Source organism: Oceanihabitans sediminis (assembly GCF_003337215.1).
In the GTDB taxonomy this organism is placed as follows: Bacteria; Bacteroidota; Bacteroidia; order Flavobacteriales; family Flavobacteriaceae; genus Oceanihabitans; species Oceanihabitans sediminis.
The window spans coordinates 304,814-328,981 of sequence record NZ_QPIG01000002.1; the positions used below are offsets into that span (position 1 = coordinate 304,814).

Below are 24,168 nucleotides of genomic sequence, written 5' to 3' on the forward strand. Positions count from 1 at the left end.
ATGAGTACACAACCAAACAACCCTTTACATGGCGTAAAATTAGAGCAAATAATAAACGAATTAGTTGCTCATTATGGTTGGGAATATTTAGGTTATACTATAAATATTCGTTGTTTTACACATGACCCTTCCGTAAAATCTAGTTTAAAATTTTTAAGACGAACTCCTTGGGCTAGAACCAAAGTGGAGAACTTGTATTTAGAAATGCTTTCTAAAAAGAGAAACTAACTTCCCTCCTCTTATAAAGGAACAAATAATTAATTTCCGTGTTACATAAGTTACATTACTACACGATAGTAATGCCTACTTTTACTGTTGTAAATCTATAGTAAATCAAGTCAAACTATTTAAATTATCTAATTATGAAAAACCAATTATTAATGATCCTTTTTGTTTTTGTAGGATCGGTAATGTACACTCCGGCAACAGCGCAGTCATTAAGTGTAACAGAAATTGAACAATCTATAAAAGCAGAAGGACAATACGCAATTCTTATTTCTAACGCACGATATTTTCAAGCAGCGGTAAGAACGGGTCAAACCCTTGTGGCTAAAAATCCTGAATTAAATTTTGATATTGTATTAATTGGACCTGTAGTAAAAGACTTGGCTAAGGATGAAAGTTTAAAACCTTCTATTGAAGTTAGTGAAAAAACAGGTATTCGCTTAGTGGTTTGTGAAGCAGCAATGCAACACTTTGAATTAAAACAATCCGACTACCATCACAGCATTCAGTTTACTCCAGATGGATTTATTTATCTTTTTGGGTTACAAGAAAGTGGTTATAAAACCCTCACATTATAATATATTGTGAAAAGCATAAAATAAAAAAGGTTTCCCCGTGGGGAAATCTTTTTTATTTTAAGTCAAATTGAATTATAAGGTCAATCCTCTCATCAATAATTCTGCTGTTGCAGGATTTGTTGCTAGAGGTACATCATGTACATCACAAATTCGTAATAACATTAACACATCTGGTTCATGTGGATGCTTTTCTAAAGGATCTCTAAAAAACAAGACCATATTACACTTTCCTTCTGCCACTCTAGCTGCAATCTGAGCATCGCCACCAAGCGGACCAGAAAGCAATCTAGTTACTTCAAATCCTGCTTTTTTCACCTTTTTTCCTGTAGTCCCAGTAGAAATTAGAGAAATTTGTTTTTGAAGAAGCACCTCTTTCCATTCATTTAAAAATTGAACCATTTCTGCCTTCTTTCCATCATGGGCAATAATTGCAATCTCCATTATTTTATATTGTTTATATGATATTTTAATAATCCTTCAATTGGTCTCTTTTCAATATTACCTAGTGAAAATCCCATTTCGTTTGCTACTTCTTTAATTTCCTCTTGTGAGAAATATGCAATAGATCCAGCAAAATGCACAGGAACTTTTGGTAATACATCTTCAAACTGATATATCATATTTTTTGCAAACACTCGAATACCATCTTTTATTAAATCTGAAATGTATTTTGATTCTTTATTTGCAAATAAAAACTCTGCGAAAGATGCTAAATAAGCATTTGCATTTGGTTTTTTATAAAGGTTGTATTTGATATAGTCTGCTTCTAAATTATATTCACTAACAAAAGACTTCTTTAAATCTTCAGGCATATGATTATAATAATAGTCACGAAGCAATTGTTTTCCGAAGTAATTTCCAGAAGCATCATCCATTATCATATAACCTAAAGATGCAACAAGTTGGTGTAAGTCCTTACCATCATAATAACTGCAATTAGACCCCGTTCCTAAAATACAAACAATAGCTGCTTCGTCTTTTTTGTTAAGCGTTGCTCTTACCGCAGCCATAGTGTCTTCTTGTACTTCGACTTCTGCTTTTTTAAAAATAGATTCTAATAGTGCTTTTAAAAGTTTTTTTGGTTTCGAAGTTCCACAGCCAGCACCATAAAAGAAAATGTGAGTCACTTCCTTTTTGTGTTCCATTAAAACTTCGCTCTTTTTTATATTCTTTTTAAGCTCTTTTTCAGAAAGAATCGCTGGATTTAAGCCTTTGGTTCTGACTTTATCAAAACAGGTATTTCCATTTTTATCTACTGCAATCCAATCACTTTTTGTAGAACCACTATCAACAATTAATATCATAGGTTAAAAATAAAAAAAAGCTGCTAATAAAAGCAGCTTATACAATAAATTATAGAGAATGAACAAGCGCTGCTAATTCTACTAATTTAACAGAATATGCATACTCGTTATCATACCAAGCAATTAACTTAAAAAACCTAGAATTTAACTCAATTCCAGCGTCTGCATCAAACACACAAGTATTTGTTTCGCCAACCATATCTTGAGAAACTACTGCATCTTCGGTATATCCAACAATTCCTTTTAAATCTCCATTTGCAGCTTTTTTAAATACTTCTTTTATTTCTTCGTAGGAAGTTTCTTTTTTTGTTCTAACGGTTAAATCTACAGCTGAAACATTTGCTGTTGGCACACGAAAAGCCATACCTGTAAGTTTTCCTTCTAAATGAGGAATAACTTTACCAACTGCTTTTGCTGCTCCTGTTGTTGAAGGAATTATATTAGTTAAAGCTGTACGCCCCAAACGATAATTTTTCTTTGAAGGTCCATCTACTGTTAATTGTGATGAAGTTGTAGCATGTATCGTTGTCATAAGTCCTTCTTCAATACCAAAATTATCATCTATAATTTTAGCCATTGGCGCTAAGCAGTTTGTAGTACAAGAAGCATTGGAAACAATTTTATGAGAACTATTAACATCTAGATGGTTTACCCCCATTACAAACATTGGAATATCTTTACTTGGTGCAGAAACAATCACTTTTTTAGCACCTGCTTCTAAATGATATCCAGCAGTTTCCATGGTTTTAAAAATACCTGTACAATCTGCAACTACATCTGCATTTACTTCGTTCCATTTTAGATTTCTAGGATCTCTTTCTGAAGTAACACGAATGGTTTTTCCATTTACTACTAGGTGACCATCTTTTACTTCTACATCTCCTTCAAAACGTCCGTGAACAGAATCATATTTTAATAAATAAGCTAAATGATCAACGTCTAATAAGTCGTTTACCCCAACAATTTCAACATCATTTTGTTTTAGTGAAGCTCTAAATACTAGTCTTCCTATTCTTCCAAATCCGTTAATTCCTAATCTTAATTTTGACATATTTTCTTATATAATTTTTAAGTTTCAGAAAACTGAAACAATTATTAATATCTATTTTATTTTCTTTTAAGTGGTCATGATATCTGAAACTCGAATTAGTTCCATGTTGATTTTAGATTTTCCTTTTACTGCTTGATCAAAAGGTGTTAAATCTATAATATCATTTTTAAGACCAACCATATAATTACTTTTTCCTTCTAAGAAGCTTTCTACAGCCTTCACTCCCATTCTACTAGCAAGAACACGATCGAAACAAGAAGGTGCTCCTCCACGTTGCATATGCCCTAGAACCGAAACACGAACTTCGTATTCTGTCATGTTTGCTTCTACATAATCTTTTAGTTCGAAAACATTTTTTCCGGTCTTATCTCCTTCAGCAACAACAACGATGCTAGAAGATTTTCCGGATTTTTTACTTCTTCTTAAAGATTCTACCAATCTATCTAAACCTAAATCTTCTTCCGGAATTAAAATTTCTTCTGCTCCTGCTCCAATACCTACGTTTAGTGCAATATGACCTACGTCACGCCCCATAACTTCCACGAAAAATAGTCGGTTATGCGAGCTTGCTGTATCTCTAATTTTATCAATAACTTCCACTATGGTATTTAAAGCCGTATCATAGCCTAATGTATGTGTTGTACCAACAATATCATTATCAATAGTACCGGGAATTCCCATTACAGGAAAATTAAATTCCTTATTAAAAACCATTGCACCATTAAAGCTTCCGTCACCACCAATAACAACCAGTGCGTCAACCCCTGCTTTTATTAATTGTTTATGAGCTTCCTCTCTACCTTCTTTCGTCCTAAAACCTTTAGAGCGAGCAGATTTTAAAATGGTTCCTCCTTTATTAATTATACCTTTTACACTACGAGCATTCATCGTTATAAAATCGCCTTCAATCATTCCTTGAAAGCCTCTATAAATTCCAATACACTCAATATCATGATATGCACAAGAACGCACAACAGAGCGTATTGCAGCATTCATTCCGGGAGAATCTCCTCCAGAGGTCATAACCCCAATTTTTTTGATAACTTTAGTCATATAAGTAACATTATAAGGTAAATCTAATAAAGAAAATCAACAAAAAAGCTAGCATTTGTCATATTTTAACAAAAAGATTTGAATATTGAAAATCAGAAGATAATGAAAAGAATTAGTAAGATAATAATTTACTAAATATAAGCTAAAACACCTAGTTTATAGTGTCTTTTTTCTTTTTAAAACTAATAAAATCAGGCAAAGCACTGTCTTGGTTTTCTTTAGCTTCTTTTTCTTCTGCCATTTTTTTTCTTCCTTTAAATATAATTTGAAGAAGTTCTTTAAAGGTATCAAAATCTACATTATAAGCAATACCAAGTCCTTGGGTATAACCTATTTCTTCACCAAAATTACGAATACTATTTTCTCTATTGAAAACGTTTGCTGTAAAAGTACCTTCTTCGTTTAACAAGAAATCTATTTGTACATCTCCAGCAATTGCTGTCTGGCTTATACCACCTATAGGAACACCTACTTTACCATTTACACGAATACGATCGCTAATATTGGTTTGCAGCGTAACTCCTAACCTATCATCCGATTGATACTCCGGAGTATTTTCTCCAAATTCTACGTTTAAACCAACTTGTAGTTTATTGTCGCTATCTGAAAGTAACCCGTTGATAATTCCGTTTAAACGTTCTTCAATCGTACCATTGATGCTTAACTCGCTTAATCCACTAGAGAAAGATCCTGTAGCCAATAAATAAATGGCTTGATTACTTCTATCGTCTTTAGATTCTAATCTATAATCTAACTCGGAACGTACGGTAGAACTTAGGTTAGGGAATTCAAAATTATAATCAATTTCTGGCTGTTCTAATTCTCCTGTTAAGGCTAATAAAAGGTGCACCGGAATTCTTCTATTTATTGGAGAATCTAGCAATGGCGAAGGGTTTGCCTGTGTTTTATAAATTGCTTCAATATTAATTCTTGCTTCAAGAGGCTCTCCATCCCAAGCTAATGTACCTCCAGGAACTACGGTAAAATCTTTTTGTAAAATTCCGCCATATCTAAATTTATAAATTCCTTCGAAAACAGAAAAGTCACCATACATATTGAATTTTCCGTTTGTATTAATTTCGGCTAATAATCCCCCTTCTCCTCGTCCACGGATGGTACTTCCGTTTTCTTTATCCATGACAATTTCGATTTCGGCGTCTTGGGTAACATCTAAATCAAAATCCAATTCTAAACCTGTAATATCTGTGGTTACAATTTCACGCCCTTCTAGTTTGGCTTGTTTTTCTTCTGGACTTAAAAAATGAATATAGGAGTTGTCTCCAAAAGATTCGTTATCGTTTAACGGAATTATAAATACCGTTCCTTTTTTAGTTTGACCAATTACATTGATTCGTAACTGATTTGCCGGTCCGAATATACTGGCACTACCACCAATAAAACCAGTTCCATAATATAAAAGATCTTCATCTTCTGAAGTATTTAAAACTAGTAATCTGTTTGTTTCTAAGTCTAAGTCCAAACTCCAATCTCCAAAGTTAACGTGGCTAATGCTTCCGTTTAAAACACCTTTAGTTTCGTAAACAGAATCGGTTAATTTTATTTGATTGAAGAAGAAAGTTTGATTTTCTAAAGTTACCGAAGAATTATCAGCGAAATCGTAATCTACATTTAATTCTGGAATACCTAAACCTGCTTTATTTAAGGTTAAGCTTCCATTCATATTTGGTTTTTTCAGGTTTCCAACAACTTCAACTTTCCCGGTTGCTAAACCTTTTATATCTCTTAAAATTCCTTCTAAGAAAGGGTTTAATGGTTGTAGATTAAATTCATTCAACAGAAGATCTACGTCTATATTCGAATTACCTGCAGAAACATCAATATTACCTATTGCACTAAAAGATTTTTTCTCATCATCTTTTATGCTGGCATTCACTATGTAATTAGTAAGTGTTTCGTTCCCCTTTATATTAGCATTAAAAGAACCTAAATTTAATTCGTTAACTTCTAAATCATCAATAGTTATAGTAGTTTCTGGCAGATAGCTTCCGTTTTGTTGTACAACATCTAGCCTTCCGTTAACCATTCCTTCTAAGCTTAAATCTTCAATATCGGGGATAATATGTTGTAAAAACACATTGGTGAAATTTAACTTCAGGTCTTTATCTTTTTCTCCATTTATGATTCCGGAGAGTTTAATTTCTTCGTCATTATGGTTTAAAATAAATTGATCTAAATGGAAGTTTTTAAAAGCTTCATCAAAAGTTACTTTATTATGTTTATTGCGATCTTCATTTATAAACCACTTATTGCCTTTAAAGGTGATATCAGACTTTTTAAACCCTAAAATAGATTGTTTTTCTTCGTTTTTAGTATGGTAAAAACTTAGGTTATATAAGTCACTGTTTGTTTTTCCTCCTCTAAATTCCGAACGCATAAAAAGCGTATCGTTTAGAGTTACATTAATTAAATTGAATTTAGAAATGTTGTAGAAATTAGTATGCAAACTATCTACTTCAATATAAGTATTAAATAACGGGTTTTTATTATCTACCTGAAGCTCTATAGCGTTTGCAAAATAGTCTAACCACTCAATTTTAGGGGATTTGAAAGTTAACTTAAATTCTTTCTGGTCACTTTCAACCCTTCCTTTTATATAAGTATTACTCGCCAATTGCAACTTTGGAACAAAGACTTCTATAATTTTATTATAGATTTTAAAATTGAAGTCTATATACTGATTGGTTGCTACTTTCTTGGTGTCGAACCTGGTATATAAACTTCCTACGGCATTGATAAAAAGTTCATCTATATCATCTATTAGAAAGTTTCCACTCATCTGCCCTTCAATAATATCTGGGGAGTTTACATCTATATATCTTACATTATCTTGAAACGAAGAGCTTATAGCAAAATCTTCAAAGAAATATTCGTCATTTTCATTTTGATAATAAGTATCAAAAAACTGAATACTCCCAACCGCATTATCTACAGTGGTACCATGCATTTTCATGTCTACAGTACCTTTAAAAACAGAAATACTATCGTTTTTAATAAAATTAAGTGCTTTTAGGTTGGCGTAATCTACATTAGCCACAAAGTCAAACTCGTTGATATCTTTTGAAAAATCTGCGAGACCGTTAAACTTCAATTTAAAATTCTTGTCCTGCGAATCTACCTTCCCATTGAAAATTTTATCTTTTAAAACTCCTGCAACGGCTATATGCTGATACACATAATCGTTATAGTTTATAGAATAGATATCTCCCTTGACATTCGTGTTTAGGTTTTCTTGAGTAAATCCTTTTCCGTTTACATCTAGATTTAAGGAAGTTTGATGAAGCTTAGGGTTGTTTAAAAATACACCTAAATCAAATTGATCGAAAATAATATTTCCTTTATAGGAAGCATTATCTATATCGTCAATTTTATTCATTTCCAAATTAGAAATTACAAGACCTAAGTCTGTTTCCATTTGTAAATCTGCTATGATATTAGAAGTTGTGATATACGAAGTTCCTACTATGCTAAAGTTCCCCAACTTATCAAAAACAGAAGGAATAGACTCTCCTAAAACATTTGGCAATAAAGCCTTTAAATCTCTATAATTAGAAGAAAGGTTTTGAAACTTACCATCCATCGCAAAATTATCCTCCTCTATATTAAATAGGTTTTTAAAAACTATATCTCCGTAAATTTTTGTTCTTGTACTTGTGTTTAAAACTAAATTATCAACTTTCAGATCATTTAATGTTCCGTGAATTTTCGCTTTAAAATTTGCTCGTTGCCCTATTCCAAATTCGTTATAAAATGTGTTTAACTCGTCTAGAGCAACACTACCATCTGTAAAATCTGCAGTAACTTGGACTTTGTTAGTAAAGTCTGCAAAATCCTCTCGGTTGTAAGAAAACTTTAACTCTCCGTCTAGTTTAGAATTAGCTGTTTTAACCTTTAGGTTTTTAAAATTTATTTCTTCTAATGTATAAGTAAAATCAGAAGATAAATTTTTCATAATTAAACCACGACTATCAATAAAAGAAAGGGTATTAATTCTCGTGCTTACATTTGGGCCGTTAATTAAAAAGTCGGTACCATTAATTCCAATATCGGTAAACTCCAATATTTTTGGTGTTTCTTTATTTTCATCAATTAGTCTAAATGTTCCTTCATAAATAGAAATATCACTTGAAGAAAGTAAAAACTCACTTTCTTTTTCTCTAGGATTATCTTCATCAAAACGAGCAACAAAAACATCCAAATTTGTATCTTCTTCCCCTTTATACGTTTTAATATTGAATTTTAAGCCATATAAATCTATATCACCAAACGCAAGCTTGCTGTTTATTAGATTTTTAAAATTTAAAATGGAAGTGTTAAGCTCATTGGCGCTTATTAGGGTGTCTTTTTTATAATCTCGAATAAGAATATCTTTAAGCTCTACATCTCCGTTAAACTGAAGCCCAACCCTATGAATATTGATGTTTGTGCCATACTCATCATTAATCCAGTTTGTAGCAACTTTACCAAGTCTTGATTGAACTGCGGGAATAGAAAGCACCAACACCAATAAGATGAAAAGTAGTAGCAAAATCGCTACAATTTTAGATGCTATTTTTAAAAATTTTTTGATACCTATTAAAGTTATAACTTTGTAGTCAAAATTAACAATTATTGTGCCTAATACATACTAATGGCTTCAGAAAATATTTACATACTTGCAATTGAGTCTTCTTGCGACGACACTGCTGCATCTATCTTACTAAACGGCAAGGTTTTAAGCAATATAATTGCTAGTCAGAAAATTCATGAAGAATATGGCGGAGTGGTTCCAGAATTAGCTTCTAGAGCACATCAACAAAACATTGTTCCTGTTGTACATCAAGCGATTGAAAAAGCGGGAATTACCAAAGAAATGCTTCATGCGGTCGCTTTCACTAGAGGGCCCGGACTTATGGGCTCTTTATTAGTTGGAACTTCATTTGCCAAATCCTTTGCCTATGGCTTACAAGTTCCGCTAATTGAAGTAAACCATATGCAAGCACATATTTTAGCACATTTTATAGAAGAGGAAGACTTTAAGAAGCCTCCTTTCCCTTTTCTAGCAATGACTATTTCTGGCGGACATACACAAATTGTGAAAGTTTCTAATTATTTTGAAATGGAAGTAATTGGTGAAACCATAGACGATGCTGTTGGTGAAGCATTTGACAAAAGCGGAAAAATTTTAGGTCTTGGTTATCCTGCTGGGCCAGAAATTGACCGACGAGCTAAATTAGGAAACCCTAAAGCCTATACTTTTACAAAGCCTAAAGTAGATGGATTGAACTTTAGTTTTTCTGGATTAAAAACTGCTATTCTATATTTTATTCAACGTGAGACAAAAGCAAATCCTAATTTTATTTCTGAAAATCTAAATGATATTTGCGCATCCATTCAATATACCATAATTGGTATTTTAATGGACAAACTGAAGCTAGCAAGTAAACAAACAGGAATAAAACATATTGCTATAGGCGGTGGAGTTTCAGCCAATAAAGGAATAAGAGAAGCTTTAAAAAATGGTGAACAAAAATTTGGATGGACTACCTATGTTCCTAAATTTGAATTTACCACAGACAACGCAGCTATGATTGGGATTGTTGGTTATTTAAAGTATTTGGAAGGTGCATTTACAGAACAGGATATAACTGCTTCAGCTAGATTAAAAATATAAAACCTCGAATTTAAATTAATTTTCGTTTTTTTGTTTCAAGACAAAACCCCAAACTTTAAATAAATGAATAAATTTTTACTCCTAGCTTTATTTTTCAGCATAACTATTTTTGGTCAAGAATCAGAATTCAAAGAATTTGATGCTATCACATCTACAGAAGAAGCTGAAACCTACATTAAAGAAAAGAAATCGAAGCATAATAAAATCATTGTTTTTAATGAAGAAAGCCATAAAACAGCTTTTGCTGAAGAACTTTTCAAAAAAGGGAGAACTACAGTTGAAAATGCTACCGAGAAAATAAAATATAAAGTGGTAGAAAAAAATACTACTACAAAATACAGAGTTAGTTATATTTTCTTTGACGGATTAAAAATGACTGTTTCGCAAATTAATAAGCTACGTGATAAAATCCTAATAAAATACAAGCAAGGAGTTCCTTTTAGCAGGTTAGCAAAACAATATTCTATGGATAATAATGCGAATCGCGGAGGAGATTTAGGCTGGTTTGAATCTGGTTTAACGCATCCTACCTTTGAAGCTGAAATAACGAATAGCAGCTATAGTGTTGGGGATGTTTTTCCTGTAGATATTGTTCAAAACCAATGGTATTATATTGTTTTAAAAACACATGAACCAAAAGAAATAAAAGAAATCAAGGTTTTAAAGATAGTAGAACCTTTAAAATAAGGTTTTGACAATCAATACCGCACAAAATATATAAAATAAGAGCTTCATTTTTGAGGCTCTTTTTTTTTGTTATGCCAACAAGTTTCTATCTTCGTAAAATGCAATTATTCTACGACCCAGAAATAACAGAAACCACTATGCGCTTTTCTTTTAGTAAAGAAGAGAGCAGACATATCGTAAAAGTTTTACGCAAATCTATTGGTGACACGCTACAAATCACAAATGGTAAAGGCTGGCTGTTTACAGCAGAAATTACTGTTGCCGACATAAAAAACTGCGTAGCTAACATCATCGCTAAAGAAGAACAACCAAGAAGAAAGTATAAACTTCACCTAGCGGTTGCACCTACAAAAATGAATGATCGTTATGAATGGTTTTTAGAAAAAGCAACTGAAATTGGTATAGACAGTATTACTCCTATTTTTTGTGATCACAGCGAACGTAAAGTAATTAAACCAGAGCGTTTTGAAAAAATTTTACAATCGGCAATGAAACAGTCTTTAAATTGCTATATGCCAGAACTTAAGGAAGCAATTACTTTTAAAGACTTTATACAACAAGATTTTACTGGAAGTTTGTTTATTGCCCATTGCGAAGAAACCGATAAAAAATCATTAAAAAGTCAGTTAGAACCAAACAAAGAAATCACTATTTTAATTGGCCCTGAAGGAGATTTTTCGGTAAAAGAAATTCAACAGGCCATAGAATCAAAATTTATTCCTGTAACTTTGGGTGAAACAAGATTACGCACAGAAACAGCTGCCATAGTTGCTTGTCATTCTGTTGCTTTTATCAACGAATAAGTTTATGAAAACAGTATTTTCTATTGTCTTTTCGCTCATCACTTTAATCTCTTTTTCTCAAGAGATAGCGGTACTAAAGTATAAAGGCGGTGGCGATTGGTATAGCAACCCGACATCTTTACCCAACCTAATTACTTTTTGTAATAATAATATTGGTACTAGAATAAAAGCGAAACCTCAAACTGTAGAAACTGGTAGCTCGGATATTTTTCAATTTCCTTATGTACATATGACCGGGCATGGAAATGTTTTTTTTAGCGAAGCAGAAGCAGAAAACCTTCGTAACTACTTAATTTCTGGAGGTTTTTTACATATAGATGATAATTACGGTATGCAGCCCTACCTAGCTAAAGAATTAGTAAAAGTATTTCCAAACCAAGAACTAATTGAGCTTCCTGCAAATCATAAAATATTCAATACAGCCTATAAATTCCCAAACGGATTACCTAAAATTCATGAGCATGATGGTAAGAGACCTCAGGCTTTTGGAATGTTTTATGAAAACAGATTGGTTCTCCTTTTTACATATGAAAGTGATTTAGGAAACGGTTGGGAAGATCCTGCTGTGCACAACGATCCTGCCGACGTAAGAGAAAAAGCTTTACAAATGGGCGCTAATATTATAAAATATGTTTTTGAGAACTAAGGAATCTACCTTTTTACTTAAAAACTTTCAACTTTAAATATGCAACTAAACCACTATAATACCAACTTTGAAAAACGCACTTTCCCAATAAGCATTATTTGTGAAAACGTGAGTAACGCGCCAAATATTGGTAGTTTGTTTAGAACTTCAGATACATTTGGGGTAAAAAAAATAGTCTTTTGTGGCGAGCATATTCCACTAGGCAGAAAAATGACTAAAACTTCTAGAGCAACAGAAAAAGTGGTGAATTTCGAAGTGAAAAAGGAAGCTATAGAGGTGGCTTTACAATACAAAAAAGAAGGCTATCACCTTATAGCTCTTGAAATTACAAACAATAGCTCTGCTATAAGTTCAACGAGTTTTTCTAATGAAAAACCTTATGCGCTAATTATAGGAGATGAAAATTTTGGAGTTTCAGAAGAAATTTTAAAAATATGCGACTCGGTTGTTCATATAGAAATGTACGGACAAAACAGTAGCATGAATGTAGTACAAGCAACTACGGTTGCACTTTATGAAATAACGAAACAGCTTCGTTAAACGAAAAATCTATAAATCTTTTATTTTTTAACTTTAAAGAAATGACAGAAATTTAAAAAGCTTGAAATTACTACATTCATAGGAATAAATTATATTTACAACATGACTTCAAATCAAATATCTAACGGAATTTTAAAAGCAATCGGAATTATTCTAGGAATAGCTTTGCTTCTGTATTTTCTTTTTAAAATTCAGTCTGTCATTGTTTATATAGCAATTGCATCTGTAATCTCTTTAATTGGAAGGCCTATTATCTTGTTCTTACGAAGAAGGCTCAAATTTAAAAATACAATTGCAGTTATTGTAACTATGTTACTTTTTATGGGACTAATATTTAGTTTAATACGTTTATTTGTTCCATTAATCATAGAACAAGGAAACAATTTAGCTCTTTTAGATATGGAGAAGCTTCAAAGTAACATGGAAGTTTTACATCGAGAGCTTCTAGCCTATTTCCAAATTAATAATATAGATGTTCAACAATCTATTAAAGATTCTGAATTACTTTCTAAAATTGATTATTCCTTAATTCCAAACTTCTTAAACTCATTAGTTAGCGGATTAGGTAATTTTAGCATTGGTTTGTTTTCTGTATTATTTATCTCTTTTTTCTTTTTAAAAGACAGTAAATTATTGGAAAATGGAATGATGACTGTTGTTCCTGAAGGAAACGAATCGCGTTGGCAAAAATCTAGTGCAAAAATTAAAGATTTACTTTCTAGATATTTTGTAGGATTAATATTTCAAATTCTTATTCTATTTATTATTTATTCTATAGGATTAACCATCATAGGCGTTCAAAATGCCATAGTAATTGCCTTTTTATGCGCACTATTAAACTTAATTCCTTACGTTGGACCTTTAATTGGTGCAGTTTTGATGATTTTACTAACCATGACAAGCAGTCTAGGTCAAAGTTTTACAGAGGTAATATTACCAAAATCACTTTGGGTTTTCGTTGTGATTGCAATTGGGCAATTATTCGATAATTTTATAAGTCAGCCAGTAATTTTTTCAAAAAGTGTAAAATCTCACCCAATTGAAATCTTCTTAATAATTTTAATTGCAGGAATTTTATTTGGTGTTGTCGGACTTATCGTGGCTATTCCTGCATACACTGCAATTAAGGTGATTTTAAAAGAGTTTTTGTCTGACAACAAGATAGTTAAAAAGCTAACTAAAAACTTATAATATCACTTTCAATAAAGAAATACTAACTACTGAAATTCAGAAGTTTATAAATAAAAACATAAACACTGATATAGCTTCTTTATTGCTAAAAGGAATTCCTTTTACTACAGGAGATTCTAAAGATGTAATAGAACAAATTGAAGCAAAAAAACGTTGCAAAACGAAACTTTCTAGCTGGTATTCTACAGAAAACATATACTATCCTAACAAGCTAAACATCGAGCAAACTTCTTCTGAAGTTACAGCAGAATATAAAGCTAATTTAGTTGAAGGAAACAGTATCATAGATCTGACAGGCGGTTTTGGAGTAGATTGTTTTTACTTTTCCAAACAGTTTAATAAAGTAACCCATTGCGAAATTAATACAGACTTATCGCAAATTGTTACACACAATTATAAACAGCTTAAAGTTTCCAATATTAAAACCATTGCAAGCGATGGTATAGACTATTTAAAAAACTCTGAAGAAATTTATGATTGGATTTATATTGATCCTTCTAGAAGAAACGACACCAAAGGCAAGGTCTTCTTTTTAAACGATTGTTTACCAAATGTACCAGAACATTTAGATATACTTTTTAAAAAGTCGAACAATATATTAATTAAAACCTCTCCTTTATTAGATATTTCCGTAGGATTGAATGAATTGAAAAACGTTAAAAACATTCATATCCTTGCGGTAAATAATGAAGTAAAAGAACTACTTTGGATTCTTGAGAAAGACTATAATAGCCCTATAAAAATAGAGACTTGTAACCTTAAGAAAGACACTAAGGAAGTATTTAGTTTTTATTTAAATGAAGAAACTTCTGCAGAAGCTTCATATAACTTACCACTCACCTATTTATACGAACCGAATGCAGCAATCATGAAATCTGGTGCATTCTCTTCTATTTCTGATAAATTAAAAGTAGAAAAACTTCATAAACATTCGCATTTATACACAAGTGAAGAACTTCTTGCTTTTCCAGGAAGAGTATTTAAGATTGAAAAAGTGATTGCTTACAATAAAAAACTTATAAAGAAAGAAGCGATTAATAAAGCCAATATTGCCACTAGAAACTTCCCGGAGTCTGTTGACCAAATAAGAAAGAAACACAAAATCAAAGAAGGTGGAGATGTTTATTTGTTTTTTACTACTGATTTAGAAAACAACAAAATCATACTAAAAACAAAAAAGGTTACATAAAATATGTAACCTTTTTTAATATATACGTTTTAACGATTTATTACTCGCCCATTGCTTTCATTACTGAAGCAGACATGCGTTTGTATGTTCCGTTTGTTAAACGCTCTCTAATTGCATCAAAAGCATCTAGTGTTTCAGCAACATCTTCTAATGTATGCGTAGCTGTAGGAATCATTCTTAATAAGATTAATCCTTTTGGTATTACAGGATACACAACAATAGAACAGAAAATTCCGTAGTTTTCTCTTAAATCTCTTACAAGCGCCATTGCTTCTGGAATACTTCCGTTTAAATATACAGGAGTTACACAACTTTGCGTTGTTCCTATATCAAATCCGCGCTCTTTTAATCCAGTTTGTAATGCATTAACTATCGTCCATAAGTTTTTCTTTAACTCTGGCATAGTACGCAACATGTCAAGACGCTTTAAAGCACCAACAACTAATTGCATTTGCAGAGATTTAGCAAACATTTGAGAACGTAAATTGTATTTTAAATAATCAATTACTTCTTGATCGGCTGCAATAAAAGCTCCTGTACTTGCCATTGACTTAGCAAATGTTGCAAAGTACACATCAATATCATCTTGAACCCCTTGCTCTTCACCTGCTCCTGCTCCTGTAGCACCTAAAGTACCAAAACCATGAGCATCATCTACAAAAAGTCTGAAATTATATTTTTTCTTAAGCTCAACAATTTCTTTTAAACGACCTTGTTCTCCACGCATTCCAAAAACACCTTCAGAAATAACTAGGATTCCTCCTCCAGTTTGTTCTGCCATTTTTGTTGCCCTCTCTAAGTTTTTCTCTAAACTTGCTACATCGTTGTGTTTATAAGTAAAACGCTTACCCATGTGTAAACGAACACCATCAATAATACAAGCGTGAGCATCTACATCGTATACAATAATATCGTCTTTAGATACTAAAGCATCAATTGTAGAAACCATTCCTTGGTAACCAAAGTTTAATAAATAAGCTGCATCCTTTTTAACAAAAGCTGCTAATTCATTTTGTAATTGCTCATGTAATTCAGTATGACCAGACATCATACGTGCTCCCATAGGATAAGCAGAACCATATTTTAATGCCGCTTCAGCATCTACCTTACGTACTTCAGGGTGGTTTGCCAAGCCTAGGTAGTCATTAATACTCCAGGTAATTACTTCTTTTCCTTGAAATTTCATTCGGTTAGAAATTTCCCCTTCTAGTTTTGGGAAAACAAAATAACCTTCTGCTTGAGCCGCCCATTTTCCTAAAGGACCTTTATCTTTGTAAATTTTTTCAAATAAATCTTTCATCTGCTATCACTCTTAGTTAGTTGTACAAAATTAGAGATTTCTGTTAACTAAACATAATCTTTTTATGTACTATTTTAAACAAAAAAGACAGAAAGTTTCAATGTAGAAACTCTCTATCTTAAATTATGTAATTATTATTATTTTATATACTGAATACCTTGTGCTTCAACTTTGTTTTCACTGTCAAAGAAGCCTTGTTCTTCCATCCACTTATCGCTATAAATTTTACTCATATAACGAGAACCATGGTCTGGGAATAAGATTACAACCTTTGAGTTTTCATCAAACTCACCGGCTTCATTTAGTTGCTTTACAGCTTGCATTGCTGCACCAGAAGTATACCCAACAAACAAACCTTCGGTTTTTGCTATCTCTCTTGCAGTATGTGCACTTTCTTCATCGGTTACTTTAACAAACTCATCAATTTGATCAAAATCTGTTGCCGTTGGAATTAAATTTTTTCCTAAACCTTCGATTCTATATGGATAGATTTCTTTTTCATCAAATTCTCTAGTTTCGTGATATTTTTTAATCACAGAACCATAAGCATCTACTCCAATGACTTTAATATTTGGATTCTGCTCCTTTAAATATTTTGCAGTACCAGAGATAGTACCTCCTGTTCCACTACAAGCTACTAAATGCGTGATTTTCCCTTCAGTTTGATTCCAAATTTCAGGACCAGTAGAATGGTAGTGCGCTTCAATATTTAACTCGTTAAAATATTGGTTAATATATACCGAACCTTTAGTTTCTTCGTGTAAGCGTTTTGCTACTTCATAATAAGATCTTGGATCGTCTGAACTAACGTGAGCTGGGCATACATATACCTTTGCTCCCATCGTTTTTAACATATCAATCTTATCTGGAGAAGATTTTGAACTTACTGCTAAAATACAATCGTATCCTTTTATAATACTCACCATAGCAATACTGAATCCTGTATTACCAGAAGTAGTTTCTATTATGGTATCACCAGGCTTTAATATTCCGTGCTTTTCAGCTTGCTCTATGATATATAATGCAATTCTATCTTTAGCAGAATTTCCTGGATTAAAAGACTCAACTTTTGCATGGTATTCTCCTTTTAAAGGAGCTGTTATTTTGTTTAATTTAATTAGAGGAGTATTCCCTATTAAATCTAATACGTTATCAAATACTTGATTATTTTTTGCCATAAAATTGTTTTAAGCTGTTATAAGAAATAACATAAACCCTGCAAAAATACGAAAAATATTTTTTATAGCTTAATTCCTTCTAAATCTAGTAAAAATGCGTACTCCAAAGCCACTTCTTTTAAGCTTTCAAAACGACCAGAAGCCCCACCATGACCCGATTCCATATCTATATGCAAGAGCAATTTATTGGTATCTGTTTTTAGTTCTCTAAGCTTAGCTACCCACTTTGCTGGTTCCCAATATTGTACTTGTGAATCATGTAAACCTGTTGTTACTAATATATTTGGATAGTTTTGTGCTACTACATTATCATACGGAGAATAGGACAACATATAATCATAATATTCTTTGTCATTAGGGTTTCCCCATTCATCATATTCACCTGTTGTTAATGGAATAGTATCATCAAGCATCGTAGTAACTACATCTACAAACGGAACAGCGGCAATAATACCTTTGTATAATTCTGGATTAAGATTTGCAATCACTCCCATTAGTAATCCTCCGGCTGAGCCACCACTTGCATATAAATGTTCTTTAGAAGTATAATTCTCTTCAATTAAAAATTTAGAACAATCAATAAAGTCATAAAAAGTATTCTTTTTATGCTTTAATTTTCCTTTTTCATACCAATCTCTCCCTAAATACTCTCCCCCTCTAATGTGTGCAATAGCAAAAATAAACCCTCTATCTAATAGGCTTAATCGAATTGTTGAAAAGTAAGGGTCTATAGTAGATCCATAAGAACCATATGCATATTGTAACAATGGGTTTGTCCCATCTAATTTTAATCCTTTTTTATGTACTAAAGAAATTGGAATTTTCACTCCGTCTCGAGCAGTTGCCCAAATGCGCTTTGAAGTATAATTTTCTTTATCAAAATTTTTATCTAGAACTTCTTGTTCTTTTTTAACCTCTTTAGTTTTTGTTTTAAAATTATAGTCTATAACGGAACTTGGAGTAGTAAGTGAGTTAAACGAATACCTTAAAACATCACTATTAAAGTCTGGATTATTCCCAGTGTAAGCCGTGTAAGTTTCACTATCAAAAGGAAGGTAGTAATCTTCCGTTCCGTTCCAGTTTATAATTCTAATTTTATTTAAACCATTCTGTCGTTCACTTACAACCAAATAATCTTTAAAAATCTCTATATCTTCTAATAAAACATCTTCTCGATGTGGCAACACATCTTCCCAATATTCTTTTTCGGTTTGATTTTCGTTTGTTTTTTGAAGCTTAAAGTTTACTGCATTATCTTTATTAGAAATTATAAAGAAATTGTCTTTATAATGCGCAATGGCATAATCTAATTCTCTTTGCCTTTTTTGAAAAATTTTAAATTCGCCATCTGGATTATCGGCATGTAAAATTCTATACTCCGTTGTTAAAGTGCTAGAAGAACCTATAATTAAATATTTTCTAGACTTTGTTTTGTATATGAAAGTATTGAAGGTTTCATCTTCTTCATGAAAAACCTCCTTATCTTCTTCTACACTTGTATGCAGTTTATGTTTAAATATTTTAAAAGCACGCAGGGTAACTTCGTCTTTTCTCGAATAAAACAGTGTTTTATTGTCGTTAGCCCAAGTGATTCCTCCTGTTGCATTTTTAATTTCTTCCGGATAAATTTCTCCTGTAATCAGGTTTTTAATCTGAATAGTATATTGTCTTCTACTAACTGTATCGGTTGAAAAAGCAGCCAAAGTGTTATCTGGACTAATAGAAATTCCTCCTAATTTGAAATAGTTAAAACCCTTTGCCATTTCGTTGCAATCAAAAAGCAATTCTTCTGGAGCATCTAAGCTTTCTTTTTTCCTTGTATAAATTGGGTAATCTTTCCCTTTTTCAAATTTTGTTATATACCAATACCCATTAAGTTTATAAGGAACAGAAGAGTCATCTTCCTTTATTCTAGCTTTCATTTCTTTAAAAAGCTCTTTCTGTAAAGGTTCTGTATGTGCTAGTACACTTTTTGTATAATCATTTTCTGCATATAAATAATCTAAAACATTTTGATCATTTCTATTATTCAGCCAAAAATAATTATCAATTCTTACGTCTTCATGCGCTTCCAGTTTTTGTGGAATTTTCTTTGCTATTGGAGGATTTGGTAGTTTTTTCAAAAGTTGTAATTAATTCAAAATTATATTCTTCAAAAATAGAAAAATTAAATAGTTTTGTATGAAATTATAAATTATAAAAAACATGTTTGGAGACCTAATGGGAATGATGGGTAAACTTAAAGAAACCCAGCAAAAAGTTGAAGAAACTAAAAAGAGATTAGATACTGTTTTAGTGGATAGTAAAAGTAACGACGGAAAGGTTCAAGTTACTTTAACTGCCAATAGAACTATTAAGTCTATTGATATTGCAGATGAATTATTAGCCGACAAAGAAGAACTAGAAGACTACCTGATTCTTACTTTAAACAAAGCGATTGAAAAAGCTACGCAGGTTCACGAAACGGAAATAGCTGCTGTTGCCAAAGATGGCATGCCAAACATTCCAGGAATGGATATGTTTAAATAGTGCTTTAAAACAATCGTAACTTTATAAGTTATTTTTTGAAAAACACGAAAGTATAAAACAAAAAAAAAGGAAGCTAAATTAGCTTCCTTTTTTTTTTAAGAGTTTGTGGTAATTATTGGTTAATTACTCTAAACTGTGTTCTTCTGTTTACTAAGTGTTCTCTTTCTGTACAAGAAACACCATCAGCACATCTGTTAAGAAGTCTAGTTTCACCGTATCCGTTTGAAACAATTCTTGAAGAATTAATTCCTTTAGAAATTAAGTAGTTAGTTACCGCTTGAGCTCTTCTTTCAGATAAAGCAAGGTTACTTTCTTTCGTGCCTCTTGAATCTGTATGAGAAGCAATCTCTACAGAAACACCATCAGCAAGAACTGGTAATAATTTTGCATCAATTTCAGCTTTAGCAGCTGCAGTTAATGTTGCAGAACCTAAGTTCCAGTTTATGTTAAGGTCGTTATACTCTACTAATTTACAGTCAACTTCTTTCCAAGTAGTCAAACCTCCTTTAGTTTGTAAAACTTCTTTAGTAACTGTTTTAGTTACAGCAGGAACTATTGTTTCAACAACTTTAGAATCTTCTGTTAAGATAGTTTTCTTAATAGTAGAAGTCTTTTGAGGAATATCAATTACTCTTGTAGTTGGAGGCGTAACCATTACAGTACGCTTTAAAGTTTTGGTTTCTGCAGGAATTTCAACAACTCTTGTAGATTCTGGAATAATTACTGTTCTAGTAACTGTTTCTGTTTCTGCAGGAATTTCAATAACTCTAGTTGTAGGAGGTTGAACCATTACAACTCTTTTCATTGTTTTTGTTTTTTGAGGAACATCAATTACTCTCGTTGTTGGAGGAGAAACCATAACTACTCTTTTCTCTGTTTTAGTTTCCGCAGGAATATCAATTACTCTTGTAGAAGCTGGTTTAGAAACAACTTTTACAGTATAAGTACCCATTCCACAGTCATCTCCACTAGTAGCTGGGTCACAATCTGGTGTTCTTACATAAGAAGCATCTGCTGCTAATTCTGTAGTATTTACAGTAATATTTTGAGCAGGAATACTCTTATAACACCAATATCTACAATCGTTAGGATCACTTGAAGCACAGTCTGCTGCAGGTGTATCACTCATTTCCCATCTAGCTGAAGCAGGCTTAACCTCTACAACTTGGTAGTTAGAAGAAAAACTTGCTGGTACTACTTTAATAGAAGTTCCGTACTCTCTCTTTTTATAAGATCTAGTTTCTGTTCCGTATTCCGCAGGAACTACTTCTAAACGTTGACTAGCTTCTTTTGTAACAACCGTGAAATCTTGTGTTTCATAAACAGCTGGTACAATTTCTAAACGCTGACTAGCTTCTTGAGTTACAACAGTAAACTCTTGTGTTTCGTAAACTGCTGGTACAAGCTCTAAACGTTGAGATGCTTCTTTAACAACAACTGTTTCTGTAACTGTTTCTGTTCTAGAAGGAATTTTCTCTAAACGTTGAGATGCTTCTTTAACAACAACTTCAAAAGTTTGAGTTTCATAAACTGCAGGAACAACTTCTAAGCGTTGGCTTGCGTTTTCTACTACTACTTCTTCTGTTGCTGTAGTAAATTTTGCTGGTACCGTACTCAATTTCTTATAAGCTGGAGATACCTGAATGGTAACATCTTGATTCACCCAAACATCCGGAGTTACACATCGAACGTAACATTTTCCTGGTTCAGGGTTGGTTGGTAAGTCTTGTGCAAATGCTGTAATTGTTACAACAAAGGTCAAGATAGTTAGAAGAGTTTTTTTCATATTAAGAAATTTTTAATGGTTAAAATTAAGACGTAAGACCCTGAAATTTAAATGTTTCAGGAATTACTAATTTCAGACAAAATAAATACTTATCAAACTATTCCTCCTTTTATGTAAGAAGAACTCTTTGTTTTTCGATGAAACACAAAAAATACCGACAAAACGTGTCGCATTATTGTTAAACCACTGACAATAAGACTGTTTAATCTAATAATTATTGAATACTTTTAAAACTTTAGTGTGCATTTTTGAAGTATAATCAATATGAGTTACAATTCTTAACTTATTTTCCCCCATACCAATTAATTTAATTCCGTTTTCATTTAGCTTCTTTAAGAATTCTTCTGAATTTACTGTATCTACTAATTCAAATATGATAATATTTGTTTCTACAGGTTCTACTTTTTTGATGTAAGAAACTTTACTTAATACATATGCAATCTCTTTTGCTTTATTATGATCTACCTCTAACCTATTAATATGATGCTCTAATGCATATAATCCTGCAGCAGCTAAATACCCTACCTGACGCATGCCACCACCTAATATTTTTCTAACTCGTAATGCTCCTTGCATTAATTCTTCATCTCCAACCAAAACCGAACCAATCGGACAACCTAATCCTTTGCTTAAACAAACAGAAATAGTATCAAACTCTTTTCCGTATTGTGCGGCGGTTTCCTTTTTAGCTATAAGAGCATTCCATAGTCTTGCTCCGTCTAAATGAAATCCTAGTTGATGGTCGTTACATACTTTTCTGATTTTCTGGATTTCTTCAAAATCCCAACAAGCTCCTCCTCCTTTATTCGTAGTATTTTCAATTTCAACTAAACTCGTTAAGGGACTATGATAAAAGTCTGGTGGATTGATATTTTGAAGTACATCTTCTGCAGTAAACATACCTCTATCTCCATCTATTAATTTACAGGAAACGCCACTATTAAAACTAGCTCCTCCCCCTTCAAAATTATATATATGCGCATATTTATCGCAAATAACCTGCTCCCCAGGTTTGGTGTGTAAGTTAATTGCAGCCTGGTTAGCCATGGTTCCAGTAGGGAAAAATAAGGCTTTTGGTTTCCCAAACATTTCGGCAATAGTTTCTTCCAACTTATTTACCGTTATATCTTCTTTATAAACATCGTCACCAACCGAAGCTTCTAGCATTGCTTGAAGCATTTCTTTAGACGGTTTTGTTACGGTGTCGCTTCTTAAATCTATTATCATGCGTGCTATTTTGTGCTAAATCTATAAAATATCTTAAAATATGCTTTAAACAATCCCTTTTAATTATATTTTTGTTTAAAATTGAAAACTATGATTACTACAGATCAAATAAAAGATCTTAATACACGCCTTGACTCTTTAAGGCAATATCTTTGACTTAGATGTTAAGTTAATAGAAATTCAAAACGAAGAAGAACAAACATTTGACCCTAATTTTTGGAACGACTCTAAAGCTGCTGAAATTATTATGCAATCTATTAGAGAGAAAAAGAAATGGGTAACAGATTACAATACCGCAAAAACACTTGTTGAAGATTTAGAGGTTACTTATGAATTCTATAAAGAAGAGGAAGCAAGCCTTAAAGATGTAGAACAAGTTTTTGAGAAAGCAACAAATAGTATTGAAGATTTAGAATTCAAAAACATGCTTTCTGATGAAGGAGACAACCTAAGTGCTGTACTACAAATTACTGCAGGTGCTGGTGGTACTGAAAGCTGTGACTGGGCTAGCATGCTTATGCGTATGTACCTTATGTACGCAGAAAAAAACGGATTAAAAGTGAAAGAACTAAACTACCAAGAGGGAGATGTTGCTGGAATTAAAACAGTTACCCTTGAAATTGAAGGAGATTTTGCTTTTGGTTGGCTAAAAGGTGAAAACGGTGTACACAGATTGGTGCGAATTTCTCCTTTTGATAGTAATGCAAAACGTCATACAAGTTTTGCTTCGGTTTATGTATATCCATTAGTAGATGATACTATAGAAATCGATATCAACCCTTCTGATATTGAAATCACTACAGCACGTTCAAGTGGTGCCGGAGGGCAAAACGTAAATAAAGTAGAAACCAAAGTACAGTTACTGCATAAACCTTCAGGAATTCAAATTCAATGTTCAGAAACCCGTTCGCAACATGATAATAGAACGAGAGCTATGCAAATGTTACGATCGCAATTATATGAAATTGAGCTTCAAAAGCAAATGGCACAACGTGAAGATATTGAAGCAAGTAAAATGAAAATTGAATGGGGAAGCCAAATTAGAAATTATGTAATGCACCCATACAAATTAGTTAAAGATGTACGTTCTGGACATGAAACCGGAAATGTAGATGCTGTAATGGATGGTGACATTGGAAGCTTCCTAAAAGCCTATCTTATGATGATGGGACAACAAACAACAGAAACAAATAATTTATAAAACAAGTAA

21 protein-coding genes are annotated in these 24,168 nt (G+C 32.3%); 11 read left to right on the top strand and 10 right to left on the bottom strand.

What is annotated here, in order from left to right; genetic code table 11:
* Together DU428_RS07180 and DU428_RS07185 are read left to right on the top strand one after the other, a co-directional pair.
* Window positions 1-228 (top strand): VF530 family protein, encoded by a 228-nt coding sequence (locus DU428_RS07180; protein ID WP_072349453.1) that lies wholly within the window; start codon window positions 1-3, stop codon window positions 226-228.
* Window positions 229-362: 134 nt separating this feature from the next.
* Complete coding sequence (locus tag DU428_RS07185) at window positions 363-803, top strand: DsrE family protein (protein ID WP_113966025.1); 441 nt, start codon at window positions 363-365, stop codon at window positions 801-803.
* 72 nt (window positions 804-875) lie between these two features.
* On the opposite strand, the gene DU428_RS07190 is transcribed toward DU428_RS07185, so the two are convergent.
* The 5 genes from DU428_RS07190 to DU428_RS07210 all read right to left on the bottom strand — a co-directional run bounded on the left by DU428_RS07190 (window position 876) and on the right by DU428_RS07210 (window position 8,757).
* Complete coding sequence (locus DU428_RS07190; protein WP_072349455.1) at window positions 876-1,244, bottom strand: methylglyoxal synthase; 369 nt, start codon at window positions 1,242-1,244, stop codon at window positions 876-878.
* On the bottom strand, window positions 1,244-2,107 hold the full coding sequence (locus DU428_RS07195) for an N-acetylglucosamine kinase (RefSeq protein ID WP_072349456.1): 864 nt from the start codon (window positions 2,105-2,107) through the stop codon (window positions 1,244-1,246). The genes DU428_RS07190 and DU428_RS07195 overlap by 1 nt, the downstream gene beginning before the upstream one ends.
* Window positions 2,108-2,156: 49 nt before the next feature.
* Window positions 2,157-3,158: a type I glyceraldehyde-3-phosphate dehydrogenase gene (gap, locus tag DU428_RS07200; RefSeq protein WP_072349457.1), complete on the bottom strand. Its 1,002-nt coding sequence runs from the start codon at window positions 3,156-3,158 to the stop codon at window positions 2,157-2,159.
* A 66-nt stretch (window positions 3,159-3,224) separates the two neighbouring features.
* Complete coding sequence (gene pfkA / locus DU428_RS07205) at window positions 3,225-4,211, bottom strand: 6-phosphofructokinase (protein ID WP_113966024.1); 987 nt, start codon at window positions 4,209-4,211, stop codon at window positions 3,225-3,227.
* A gap of 151 nt (window positions 4,212-4,362) precedes the next feature.
* Window positions 4,363-8,757, bottom strand: a complete 4,395-nt coding sequence (locus tag DU428_RS07210) for a translocation/assembly module TamB domain-containing protein (protein ID WP_243633463.1) — start codon at window positions 8,755-8,757, stop codon at window positions 4,363-4,365.
* A gap of 102 nt (window positions 8,758-8,859) precedes the next feature.
* On the opposite strand from DU428_RS07210, the gene tsaD reads away from it, so the two are divergent.
* The 7 genes from tsaD (at window position 8,860) to DU428_RS07245 (ending at window position 14,938) form a co-directional block, all read left to right on the top strand.
* Window positions 8,860-9,882 (top strand): tRNA (adenosine(37)-N6)-threonylcarbamoyltransferase complex transferase subunit TsaD, encoded by a 1,023-nt coding sequence (gene tsaD / locus DU428_RS07215; protein ID WP_072349460.1) that lies wholly within the window; start codon window positions 8,860-8,862, stop codon window positions 9,880-9,882.
* 63 nt (window positions 9,883-9,945) lie between these two features.
* On the top strand, window positions 9,946-10,569 hold the full coding sequence (locus tag DU428_RS07220; RefSeq protein ID WP_072349461.1) for a peptidylprolyl isomerase: 624 nt from the start codon (window positions 9,946-9,948) through the stop codon (window positions 10,567-10,569).
* Window positions 10,570-10,667: 98 nt separating this feature from the next.
* A complete protein-coding gene (locus tag DU428_RS07225; RefSeq protein ID WP_072349462.1) occupies window positions 10,668-11,372 on the top strand; it encodes a 16S rRNA (uracil(1498)-N(3))-methyltransferase in 705 nt (234 codons plus the stop codon).
* Window positions 11,373-11,376: 4 nt separating this feature from the next.
* Window positions 11,377-12,018, top strand: a complete 642-nt coding sequence (locus DU428_RS07230; protein ID WP_072349463.1) for a DUF4159 domain-containing protein — start codon at window positions 11,377-11,379, stop codon at window positions 12,016-12,018.
* Window positions 12,019-12,057: 39 nt separating this feature from the next.
* Window positions 12,058-12,558, top strand: coding sequence for a TrmH family RNA methyltransferase (locus DU428_RS07235; protein WP_072349464.1), 501 nt, complete (start codon window positions 12,058-12,060; stop codon window positions 12,556-12,558).
* 102 nt (window positions 12,559-12,660) lie between these two features.
* On the top strand, window positions 12,661-13,749 hold the full coding sequence (locus tag DU428_RS07240) for an AI-2E family transporter (protein ID WP_113966023.1): 1,089 nt from the start codon (window positions 12,661-12,663) through the stop codon (window positions 13,747-13,749).
* A gap of 82 nt (window positions 13,750-13,831) precedes the next feature.
* Window positions 13,832-14,938, top strand: a complete 1,107-nt coding sequence (locus DU428_RS07245) for a THUMP-like domain-containing protein (RefSeq protein ID WP_317047501.1) — start codon at window positions 13,832-13,834, stop codon at window positions 14,936-14,938.
* A gap of 40 nt (window positions 14,939-14,978) precedes the next feature.
* Here the strand turns inward: DU428_RS07245 and DU428_RS07250 are convergent, their stop codons facing one another.
* The 3 genes from DU428_RS07250 to DU428_RS07260 form a co-directional block, all read right to left on the bottom strand.
* Window positions 14,979-16,238 (bottom strand): aminotransferase class I/II-fold pyridoxal phosphate-dependent enzyme, encoded by a 1,260-nt coding sequence (locus DU428_RS07250; RefSeq protein ID WP_072349467.1) that lies wholly within the window; start codon window positions 16,236-16,238, stop codon window positions 14,979-14,981.
* Window positions 16,239-16,375: 137 nt separating this feature from the next.
* Window positions 16,376-17,416 (bottom strand): PLP-dependent cysteine synthase family protein, encoded by a 1,041-nt coding sequence (locus DU428_RS07255; protein WP_072349468.1) that lies wholly within the window; start codon window positions 17,414-17,416, stop codon window positions 16,376-16,378.
* A 62-nt stretch (window positions 17,417-17,478) separates the two neighbouring features.
* The gene (locus DU428_RS07260; RefSeq protein ID WP_113966021.1) at window positions 17,479-19,539 is read right to left on the bottom strand and encodes a S9 family peptidase; all 2,061 of its coding nucleotides are present in this window, start codon (window positions 19,537-19,539) and stop codon (window positions 17,479-17,481) included.
* Between the two features lie 82 nt (window positions 19,540-19,621).
* On the opposite strand from DU428_RS07260, the gene DU428_RS07265 reads away from it, so the two are divergent.
* Entirely contained in the window at window positions 19,622-19,945 is a 324-nt protein-coding gene (locus DU428_RS07265; protein ID WP_113966020.1) for a YbaB/EbfC family nucleoid-associated protein, read from the top strand.
* Window positions 19,946-20,057: 112 nt separating this feature from the next.
* Here the strand turns inward: DU428_RS07265 and DU428_RS07270 are convergent, their stop codons facing one another.
* Both DU428_RS07270 and DU428_RS07275 read right to left on the bottom strand, forming a co-directional pair.
* Window positions 20,058-21,731, bottom strand: a complete 1,674-nt coding sequence (locus DU428_RS07270) for an OmpA family protein (RefSeq protein WP_072349471.1) — start codon at window positions 21,729-21,731, stop codon at window positions 20,058-20,060.
* Window positions 21,732-21,938: 207 nt separating this feature from the next.
* On the bottom strand, window positions 21,939-22,958 hold the full coding sequence (locus DU428_RS07275; RefSeq protein ID WP_113966019.1) for a threonine aldolase family protein: 1,020 nt from the start codon (window positions 22,956-22,958) through the stop codon (window positions 21,939-21,941).
* 90 nt (window positions 22,959-23,048) lie between these two features.
* Here DU428_RS07275 and prfB point away from each other — a divergent pair.
* A protein-coding gene (gene prfB, locus DU428_RS07280) for a peptide chain release factor 2 (protein ID WP_113966018.1) occupies window positions 23,049-24,159 on the top strand; the annotation gives its coding sequence in 2 pieces (ribosomal slippage) (window positions 23,049-23,111 and window positions 23,113-24,159; 1,110 coding nt in all).
* Window positions 24,160-24,168 lie beyond the last annotated feature (9 nt).

Excerpts from the sequence above, each read along its gene's own strand:
- DU428_RS07250 (WP_072349467.1), bottom strand. The coding sequence starts at position 16,238 with ATGAAAGATTTATTTGAAAAAATTTACAAAGATAAAGGTCCTTTAGGA.
- DU428_RS07255 (WP_072349468.1), bottom strand. The coding sequence starts at position 17,416 with ATGGCAAAAAATAATCAAGTATTTGATAACGTATTAGATTTAATAGGG.
- DU428_RS07225 (WP_072349462.1), top strand. The coding sequence starts at position 10,668 with ATGCAATTATTCTACGACCCAGAAATAACAGAAACCACTATGCGCTTT.
- DU428_RS07235 (WP_072349464.1), top strand. The coding sequence starts at position 12,058 with ATGCAACTAAACCACTATAATACCAACTTTGAAAAACGCACTTTCCCA.
- tsaD (WP_072349460.1), top strand. The coding sequence starts at position 8,860 with ATGGCTTCAGAAAATATTTACATACTTGCAATTGAGTCTTCTTGCGAC.
- DU428_RS07240 (WP_113966023.1), top strand. The coding sequence starts at position 12,661 with ATGACTTCAAATCAAATATCTAACGGAATTTTAAAAGCAATCGGAATT.
- pfkA (WP_113966024.1), bottom strand. The coding sequence starts at position 4,211 with ATGACTAAAGTTATCAAAAAAATTGGGGTTATGACCTCTGGAGGAGAT.
- DU428_RS07185 (WP_113966025.1), top strand. The coding sequence starts at position 363 with ATGAAAAACCAATTATTAATGATCCTTTTTGTTTTTGTAGGATCGGTA.
- DU428_RS07230 (WP_072349463.1), top strand. The coding sequence starts at position 11,377 with ATGAAAACAGTATTTTCTATTGTCTTTTCGCTCATCACTTTAATCTCT.
- DU428_RS07190 (WP_072349455.1), bottom strand. The coding sequence starts at position 1,244 with ATGGAGATTGCAATTATTGCCCATGATGGAAAGAAGGCAGAAATGGTT.
- DU428_RS07220 (WP_072349461.1), top strand. The coding sequence starts at position 9,946 with ATGAATAAATTTTTACTCCTAGCTTTATTTTTCAGCATAACTATTTTT.
- DU428_RS07270 (WP_072349471.1), bottom strand. The coding sequence starts at position 21,731 with ATGAAAAAAACTCTTCTAACTATCTTGACCTTTGTTGTAACAATTACA.
- DU428_RS07275 (WP_113966019.1), bottom strand. The coding sequence starts at position 22,958 with ATGATAATAGATTTAAGAAGCGACACCGTAACAAAACCGTCTAAAGAA.
- DU428_RS07195 (WP_072349456.1), bottom strand. The coding sequence starts at position 2,107 with ATGATATTAATTGTTGATAGTGGTTCTACAAAAAGTGATTGGATTGCA.
- DU428_RS07180 (WP_072349453.1), top strand. The coding sequence starts at position 1 with ATGAGTACACAACCAAACAACCCTTTACATGGCGTAAAATTAGAGCAA.
- gap (WP_072349457.1), bottom strand. The coding sequence starts at position 3,158 with ATGTCAAAATTAAGATTAGGAATTAACGGATTTGGAAGAATAGGAAGA.
- DU428_RS07265 (WP_113966020.1), top strand. The coding sequence starts at position 19,622 with ATGTTTGGAGACCTAATGGGAATGATGGGTAAACTTAAAGAAACCCAG.